General features: G+C 59.7%; 7 protein-coding genes. 2 read left to right on the forward strand and 5 right to left on the reverse strand.

Annotation, left to right across the window (positions count from 1 at the left end):
- Positions 1 to 316 precede the first annotated feature (316 nt).
- From B0D78_RS12940 to B0D78_RS11940, 4 genes are all read right to left on the reverse strand, one after another.
- Positions 317 to 508 carry a hypothetical protein gene (locus tag B0D78_RS12940; RefSeq protein WP_168170129.1) on the reverse strand — a complete coding sequence of 64 codons (192 nt, stop codon included), beginning with the start codon at positions 506 to 508 and terminating at the stop codon, positions 317 to 319.
- Positions 508 to 1,905 carry a CsgG/HfaB family protein gene (locus tag B0D78_RS11930; protein ID WP_078017163.1) on the reverse strand — a complete coding sequence of 466 codons (1,398 nt, stop codon included), beginning with the start codon at positions 1,903 to 1,905 and terminating at the stop codon, positions 508 to 510. The genes B0D78_RS12940 and B0D78_RS11930 overlap by 1 nt, the downstream gene beginning before the upstream one ends.
- 75 nt (positions 1,906 to 1,980) lie before the next feature.
- On the reverse strand, positions 1,981 to 2,910 hold the full coding sequence (locus B0D78_RS11935) for a CsgG/HfaB family protein (protein ID WP_078017164.1): 930 nt from the start codon (positions 2,908 to 2,910) through the stop codon (positions 1,981 to 1,983).
- Between the two features lie 21 nt (positions 2,911 to 2,931).
- Complete coding sequence (locus B0D78_RS11940; RefSeq protein ID WP_078017165.1) at positions 2,932 to 3,783, reverse strand: hypothetical protein; 852 nt, start codon at positions 3,781 to 3,783, stop codon at positions 2,932 to 2,934.
- A gap of 550 nt (positions 3,784 to 4,333) precedes the next feature.
- Between B0D78_RS11940 and B0D78_RS11945 the strand changes: the two genes are divergently transcribed.
- On the forward strand, positions 4,334 to 5,989 hold the full coding sequence (locus B0D78_RS11945; protein ID WP_078017166.1) for a phosphoenolpyruvate carboxykinase (ATP): 1,656 nt from the start codon (positions 4,334 to 4,336) through the stop codon (positions 5,987 to 5,989).
- Between the two features lie 87 nt (positions 5,990 to 6,076).
- Here B0D78_RS11945 and B0D78_RS11950 read toward each other — a convergent pair whose 3' ends face one another.
- Complete coding sequence (locus B0D78_RS11950) at positions 6,077 to 7,429, reverse strand: sugar transferase (protein WP_078017167.1); 1,353 nt, start codon at positions 7,427 to 7,429, stop codon at positions 6,077 to 6,079.
- Here B0D78_RS11950 and B0D78_RS12945 point away from each other — a divergent pair.
- Positions 7,428 to 7,610: a hypothetical protein gene (locus B0D78_RS12945; protein WP_168170130.1), complete on the forward strand. Its 183-nt coding sequence runs from the start codon at positions 7,428 to 7,430 to the stop codon at positions 7,608 to 7,610. The two genes, B0D78_RS11950 and B0D78_RS12945, sit on opposite strands and share 2 nt — an antisense overlap.
- Positions 7,611 to 7,655 lie beyond the last annotated feature (45 nt).

Consider the following 7,655-nt stretch of genomic DNA (forward strand, 5'->3'; position numbering starts at 1 on the left):
GTATTGCATTTACTCGGACTCGAACTTATTCCGCCACAGGATATCTGTTTAAAGCGGACTCTTCTCGCCGGTAAATAACGGCTCCTTTTTAATTTCTTGATTGCATTAACTCTGAACTGAAAATTTTGCTTTCAGTTGAGGATCACTTTTGTATGCACTTTTTTCGGACAATTTCCTCGTAACAGCTTTTCATCCCCTTGAATTTGTTCCGTTAGCGCAATCTTGATCGTTATTATGTGTTCGTAATGACTGCTTGCTGCTTTTGTCCTGTCAAAGTAAATGCAACCCCGTCGCATTTACTTTGACGAGGTTGCATTTACTCTGAAAATTTACCGATTTGTGCCAGCGGCGTCAGGATCGATAAATCGGGCTGGCTCGATCCCGCTGTCGGCGACGTGATCGGCCGGTATATGACGATGAACGGGAAAGCGCAAAACGCGGGCGCAGAAACGCGTCCGCGAGAAGCGATGCGAATTCTCGATGAAAAAGTTTTATCGGCAATCCGCATTACGTGAGGTGTTTGAGAGCTTTTTGTGCAGGTTGGTAATTGGGGTTGATGGCGAGAACGGCGTCGAAACATTTGCGGGCGTTCTTCTTGTCGCCGCATTTCAGCGCCGACATGCCGGCCCAGTAGGTGTTGAGCAGGTCGAAGCTGTTCTCGCGGGCGCTGCGGTTGAACATGGAGTAAGCGCTGCGGTACTGCCCCGCCTTGTAGGATCTCTGCCCGTTGCGGTAGATGATGCGCAGGTTCGAGAGGCGGTTGGCCGGCATGTTGTAGGCAGTGAACAGTCGGTCATCCGTGCAGCTGTTCACATTTACGGGCGGATTGTCTTTGAAGACGGGACCGCCTTCGTCGGCATATTGCCCCGGTACGGAGGCCTTGCCGGTCTTGTCGCTTTGGGGAAGCGGAGGTGCGTCGGGGACCGTCGGTTCGGGCGGAGCTTCGCCGCCGGCAATCACGGGAGCGGGCGCGTCGGAGACGAGACGTTCGGCGGTGACGGGCAGGCTGCGCGCGCTCTCGCCGGGGTCGATCTCGTCGAGCAGGTCGCCGGTGCGGATGGAAGCGGGGCCGCCCTTGCCTTTCACGTAGGCGCAGAGGCTGTAGTTCGGCTTGACTTCGACGACTTTGACGAGGGCGTGATAGACTTTTTCGGCGTCGATGATGGAGCCGTCGATGGCGCGGATCGGTTCGCCCTCTTCGTAGACGCCGTAGAGCTGGCCTTTGGCCGCGCCCTTGGCGGAGCCCATGTCGATGAGAGCGCGCTGCGGCGTGACTTTGATGACGTGATAGGCGACGCCGCCGATGCGGCGTTCCAGTTCGCGCACAACGCGCTTGACGGCTTTCATGGCGGCCTGCGAACCGACGCCGCCGTACTGCGTCGTGCCGATCACGGTACCTTCGTACACGGCACCGGCGATGGCGCGGCTGGCCGCGCCGGTCTGACGCAGAGCGGCGGTGATGGCGCCGGTGGTGGTGTCGATGGTGCGGACGTCGAGCGTGACAGTGCCGACGTTGCTGCCGACGGCCAGACCGAAGTTGTGGATGGGCAGCACGCCGCCGGTCTGTTGTTCGTCGAACTGGGTGACGGCGCCGGTGATGATCCATTCCACGCCGGCGAGACGACCGACTTTGACGAGCGTCGATTCGGACACCAGTCCCGACATGGAAAGCCTCTGCTCGCGGGCCACTTTTTCGAGGGCGGTGCGCTCGTAGACCTGGAACGATCCGGAATTGGAAAGTTCGGTGATGAACATTTCCGTGAGCGCGTCGGCGACGTCCGACGAGACTCCCGGCGCTCCCGACCTGAAACGGTCCACGCCGATGCGGATCACGGCCGCGGCGGGCGAAAGCAGAACGCTTGTCATCAGAAACGCGGCGGCGCACAGCGTTTTGATTCCTTTCATCGATAATCCTCCTTGGAGTAATAAAACAACCTGCGCTCTGGGGTGGAGCGCAGGTTGTGATGGACCGGAAAGAACTTATTCGTAGTCGAGCTTGACGTCGTCGGGCTTGCGGATCGGCTCGATGCCGTCGCCGCGTCTGAGCCCGCCGCCGCGGACGATCTTGGCCTTGGAATACTGGGGACGGGCGTCGATGATCTGGATCACGGCGACATAGTAATGTTCCGCGTCAAGTACGTTGCCGTGAAGGTCGCGGATCGCTTCGCCCTCGCGGTACACGGCGTAATACTGGCCCTTGCGGGCGCTGCCGGTGGCCGTGCCGGCGTCGATGGTGACGTTGCGGACGCCCTTGGCTTCAAGCACGTGGAACCCTTCGGCGCTGCCGGGCGCGGCGCCGGCGCCGATAGCGGCGCGGAGATTGGCGATCACTTTGGTAATGGCCTTGTGAGTGGCGGTAGCCAGCTGTCCGCCGCTGCGGCCGGTACCGAAACCGCCGTAGCGGCTCAGCAGTCCGCCGAGGACGTTGGTGCCGGCGCCCTCGGCGCGCCCCGCGTAAACGATGGCGCCGGTCGTGGTGTCGACGATCCTGACGTCGAGCGTGACGTAGGCGGTGTTGGTGTTGATCAGGCCGCCGATCAGGCTGCTGCCGCCGCCGATAATGCCGCCGCCGGCGGTGTCGCTGGCGCTGTATTTGGTCACGGCGCCGGTCATCATGTACTGAGCGCCGGCAAGACGTCCGGTGCGCGAGGCGGTGTTGCTGTCGATCAGGCCGGACTGCCCCATGCGCTGCTCGCGGGCGATCACGTCGAGACGGTCGCGCTCGACGACCTGGAAGGTGCCGCTGTTGACGAGCTCGGTGATCATCATGTCCATGATGGAATCGACGGGCACGTGGCGGCCGGAACTGTTGCGGAAGGTCTCGACGGAGATGGTATAGGCCGCAAGAGACGGAACGGCGAGGCACAGAGCGGCGCAAAACGCCAGCAGGATTTTGAGCGATTTTTTCATGGTCTGGGAGCTCCCTTCGGTCTAATAGATGTCGACGTACATGGTGCTGTCGGTGATGTCGTTGATGCGGGCGTAAGGCACTTTGTCGACGATGGCCTTCTGCAGTTCCTTGAGGTCGAAGTTGCCGAACACGGTCAGCTGGGCCCAGTCGCCGTCAAACCGCCCGGTGCGGGCGGAGGTGACGCCGTAAACCGTCTTGCAGGCGGTGACCACGCTTTGTACGGATTTGAGGTCGCGCGCTCCTCTGACGAAGACGTAGAAGCCCCCGTCGGTGACGTTGGGGTTGGCGGGCACGCCGGTGATTTTCTCGGCAAGTTCCTCGGCCGCTTTCCTGACGGCTTTGATCTCGGACTCGTCAGGCGTGGCGCCGACTTCCTTGCCCATGGCGGAATCGGAGAAGATCGTGCGTCCCGTGGAATCGTAAACGTGCACCATGACGACGGCCGAGCCGGTGTACATGCCGAACTCGTTGCGGATCGTGTCCAGCACTTCCACGGTGCCGTCGACGTACTGGCTGACGCCGTGCGCGCGGCTGATCTTCTTGACGGCGCCGGGGCCGGGTTGTTTGGGCTGAGCCTTGACGATGCGGGCGGTGATCTGGTCGCTGACGACTTTGTAGCCGTTTCTCACCAGCGCGCTGCGGATCGTCTCCGTTGCCAGGGCGGCGCCGCGGGCGGCCGAGGCGTAGTGCGTATAGCTCATGCCGCCGTAGTAGTTCCAGCTGGACAGCGACGTATAGCGCGTGCCGGGCTCGACGTCGTAAAGGATGACGGCGATGGCCCGGTTCTTCCGCAGCGGCGCCGCGACGGCCGTGACCGCCAGCGTCAGCACCGCCAGCGCGGCGAGGGTGAAACGAAGGACTTTGCGGTTCATAATGGATACCTCCCCAAAATTAAGGCTTTAAAAACACATGGTGTTGAGAAGCTGCGCCCGGCCCGCGACCGCTCCGAGAAGCGCAAAGGCGACGACCAGCGTCAGCAGGATCAGGAAAAAAGCGGTGGTGCGGCAGAACCGTTTCATGACGAAGACTTCCTTCAACGCAAATTTTGTTGCTTTGTAAAAAGCATAACGGCAAAGATATCCGGACGCATTAGCGAAAACAACAATATTTGGTTCTGTCGGACCGCGCGGAACGATCCCTTGCAGGAATTTTGTTTAAATATAACATACTGATAAAAGAAAGAAAAGACATCACCCGTTGGGGTGAAATTTGAGGGGAGAGTGCAGAAAGATAGATGAGCAGAATGTTTGTAAAAAATATAGTTGAAATATAAGATTTTAATTGACTGTCCCGGCATTTTTTTATAAACTCGTGAAACACGGAAGAAGTTCTTGCGTTATCGCAAGCAGACGCACCGGATGATGCAAGAGATTCTTATAGCCGCAGATGTGCAGATGACGGAAAAGAGGAGAACTGAATCTTATGGTTGAACTGGAGCACTTCGAAAACGCGGAACTCTTCAAAAAAATCAACGCTTTGCCCGTGCGCGCCATTGTCGAAACGCCGTTTTACGGCAACAACGTCACGAAGATCGAAAGCGTCGCCCAGGCTTATGAGCTGGCCAAAAACAGCCCCGGCACGCTGGAGCTGACCGGTATGCCCGTGTATCAGCCGGAGGCGCAGGGGCTGCCGAAGGGCGCCAACGTGCTGATGTTCGACGACGGCGCCGTCGTCGGCCGCGCTGCGGCCGCCCGACGCATCGTCGATACGCCCGGAGTGGACACGGCCGGACTGTGCAAGATCGTGCGGGAAGCCGTTTATCAGGGGCGCTTCCGCCGTTTTTACGAAGCCGAGACGGTGGTCGGGCTTGACACGGACTTCACCGTCCGCGCCCGCCTTCTGATCCCCGAAGGATTCGAGAACAACTTGCTGAGCTGGATGCTGAATTTCCAGTTCATGACCGACGAAGTGAAAAAATTCTACGCCGGCAGCCGCGTCATTCCCGGCGAAGGCGACATCCTCGTCTATTCCGATCCGTACTGGACGCATCCCGACTTTCCGCTCGGGCTGGCCTTCTTCTCGCCGGAGCAGAACTGCGCGGCCATTCTCGGCATGCGCTACTTCGGCGAGTTCAAAAAAGGCACGCTGACGCTCGGCTGGGGCACGGCCGCGCGCCACGGCTACGCCTCCTGTCACGGCGGCCTGAAGCGCTTCACGCGCCGCGACGGCGAAAAGTTCGTGCTGGCCGTGTTCGGCCTTTCCGGCTCCGGCAAGTCGACCATCACCCACGCGACTCACGGCGGCAAGTACGACATCATGGTACTGCACGACGACGCGTTCGTCGTCAACGTCAGGGAAAAGTACGCTATCGCCATGGAGCCGACCTACTTCGACAAGCTGCAGGATTACCCGATCGGCTGCGAGGCCAACAAATACCTGCTGACGGTACAGAACTGCGGCGTCACGCGCGACGCCGCCGGCAAAACGATAGCCGTCACCGAGGACGTGCGCAACGGCAACGGCCGCGCCGTCAAGTCGCGTTTGTGGACGGCCAACCGCGTGGACCGCATCGACGAGCCGCTCAACGCCATCTGCTGGCTGATGAAGGACCCGACGCTGCCGCCGATGCTCAAGCTCACCGGCGCCTCGCTGGCCGCGACGATGGGGGCCACGCTGGCCACGAAGCGCACCTCGGCCGAACAGCTGGCCCAGGGCGTCGATCCCGACGCCCTGGTGATCGAAAGCTACGCCAATCCGTTCCGTACCTATCCGCTGTCCATGGATTTCGAGCGTTTCAAGGCGCTCATCGAAGACGGCGTCGACTGTTACGTTCTCAACACCGGCGACTTCATGGGCAAAAAGGTGACGAAGGAAGACACGTTCGCCGCGCTCGAAGCCGTCGTCGACGGCACGGCGAAATTCGAGCCGACGGGGCTGCCCGGCATCGAGTATCTGCCGGTGAAAGGCTTCGAGATGGATCTGAACGACGAAAAATACCGCGCCGCCTTCATGGCCCGCATGAAAGACCGCGCCCGCTTCGTTGCCAGCCGCGAGACCGCCGGCGGGGGCGTCGACGAATTGCCCGAGGACGCTCTTGAATCCATCGAAGCGGTAGTCAGCGCGCTGAGAAAAATGTAGGAGCGCCGGGAACCGATTGCGATTACATAACGAGACAAGGCCCGGCGCCGGAAAATTTTTCCGGCGCCGGGCCTTGTCTCGTTATGCTCATTTGCCGCCGGGATCTTTTTCCTCGACGCCCGCCGAACTTGACGGCATGAAGAGCACCTTGACGGTGGAGATCATCAAATAGAAATCGAAAATCAGCGAGAAATGCTGGATGTAGAGCAGATCCAGCTTGAGCTTGTCCTCGAACAGCGTGTTGTAGCGGCCGAATACCTGCGCATAGCCCGTCAGGCCGGATTTGACCTTGAGACGGTAGCGAAACTCCGGGTATTGGCGGCAGTACTGCTCGATCAGCTCGGGACGTTCCGGCCGCGGGCCGACGAGAGACATGTCGCCCTTGAGGATGTTGAACAGCTGCGGCAGCTCGTCGATGCGCAGCATGCGCAGCCAGCGTCCCACGGGAGTGATGCGGCCGTCGTGGTTGGAAGCCATCTCGGCGCCGTTGGACTCGGCGTTCTGCACCATAGTGCGGAACTTGTACAGCTGGAACGGCTGCCCGCCCTCGGTGACGCGCGTCTGCCGATAGAGCGCCGGACCGCCGTCGTGCAGACGGACCGACAGCGCGGCGATCAGCATCAGCGGGCTGAGCGCGATCAGCGCCGCGGCCGAACCGGCGACGTCGATAGCGCGCTTGATGAGCTTCTGCTCGCTGCTCATTTGATGTCCGCGGAACAGGAAGGCGGGGATATCGTCGATCTGGCAGCGTACGGCGCTGTGGACGAAGATCTCGTCCACGTTGGGGACCATGAGCAGACGTTTGTCCGTCTCGTAGCAGTGACGGATCACCATGCTGCGGAACTCCGGCCGCCCGTGCCCGAGCATGAGCACCAGCGGCTGCCCGTCCATGGCGCTCTGCACCGCCGCATCCCCGTCGCTCTCGTGGCAGTACTGGACGATGCGATAGCGTTTGCTCTCGCTGAGGAATTTCCTCAGCACGCGCTCGTCGTCTTCGGGATTGGCGAGGATGGCCAGCGCGTCGCGGGCGGGATTGATGGCGAAATAAACGGCGTTGGCGGCGACGTAAAGCAGCGTTCCCGCCAGAACTTGCGCGCACGTGAGCAATATCATCGGCCCCACCGCGATGAAACGGTGCAGCATGAGGCTCAGCTGCGAGTATCCCGTGAAATTGGCGATGGCCAGCGCCAGCGAGAAGGAATAGATCAGCTCGCGCAGGCGCAGGATACCGATACGGTAAGCCCCGTATGAATAACTGAGAGTATAGAACACCAACAGGTAGACTACGCCGACGACGTAATTGTCCTTGAACATCAGGCGCGGCGCTTCGTACCAGATTTTGAAGCCGCCGATGTAAAGTCCGACGGCGGTGACGACGATCAGGATCTTGAAGAGGAACATGATGGACTTCTTGAATTTTGCAGCGATGGAACCATTCATGAAAGCCACTCCTCAATGGTGGATTGATGAAAGACAGATGCAAGAAGTCTTTCAGAACATTCATATCATAACACACGCGAGGCGAAAAAAGCGCTTTTTCCCCGAACGTCGGCGCCGCTTTGTTTCTTCTGAAATTCTTCAAGGTAAATGCAACCCAACATCCGGTACCCCGTTGCATTAAATCTGAATTAAAAGGAGCTTGCATTTAGTCTGAATTGATGAAAGA

This window comes from Pyramidobacter sp. C12-8, from assembly GCF_002007215.1.
GTDB lineage: Bacteria > Synergistota > Synergistia > Synergistales > Dethiosulfovibrionaceae > Pyramidobacter.

Coding starts and splice junctions, on each gene's coding strand:
- B0D78_RS12940 (WP_168170129.1), bottom strand. CDS start 508: ATGCGGATTGCCGATAAAACTTTTTCATCGAGAATTCGCATCGCTTCT.
- B0D78_RS11930 (WP_078017163.1), bottom strand. CDS start 1,905: ATGAAAGGAATCAAAACGCTGTGCGCCGCCGCGTTTCTGATGACAAGC.
- B0D78_RS11935 (WP_078017164.1), bottom strand. CDS start 2,910: ATGAAAAAATCGCTCAAAATCCTGCTGGCGTTTTGCGCCGCTCTGTGC.
- B0D78_RS11940 (WP_078017165.1), bottom strand. CDS start 3,783: ATGAACCGCAAAGTCCTTCGTTTCACCCTCGCCGCGCTGGCGGTGCTG.
- B0D78_RS11945 (WP_078017166.1), top strand. CDS start 4,334: ATGGTTGAACTGGAGCACTTCGAAAACGCGGAACTCTTCAAAAAAATC.
- B0D78_RS12945 (WP_168170130.1), top strand. CDS start 7,428: ATGAAAGCCACTCCTCAATGGTGGATTGATGAAAGACAGATGCAAGAA.
- B0D78_RS11950 (WP_078017167.1), bottom strand. CDS start 7,429: ATGAATGGTTCCATCGCTGCAAAATTCAAGAAGTCCATCATGTTCCTC.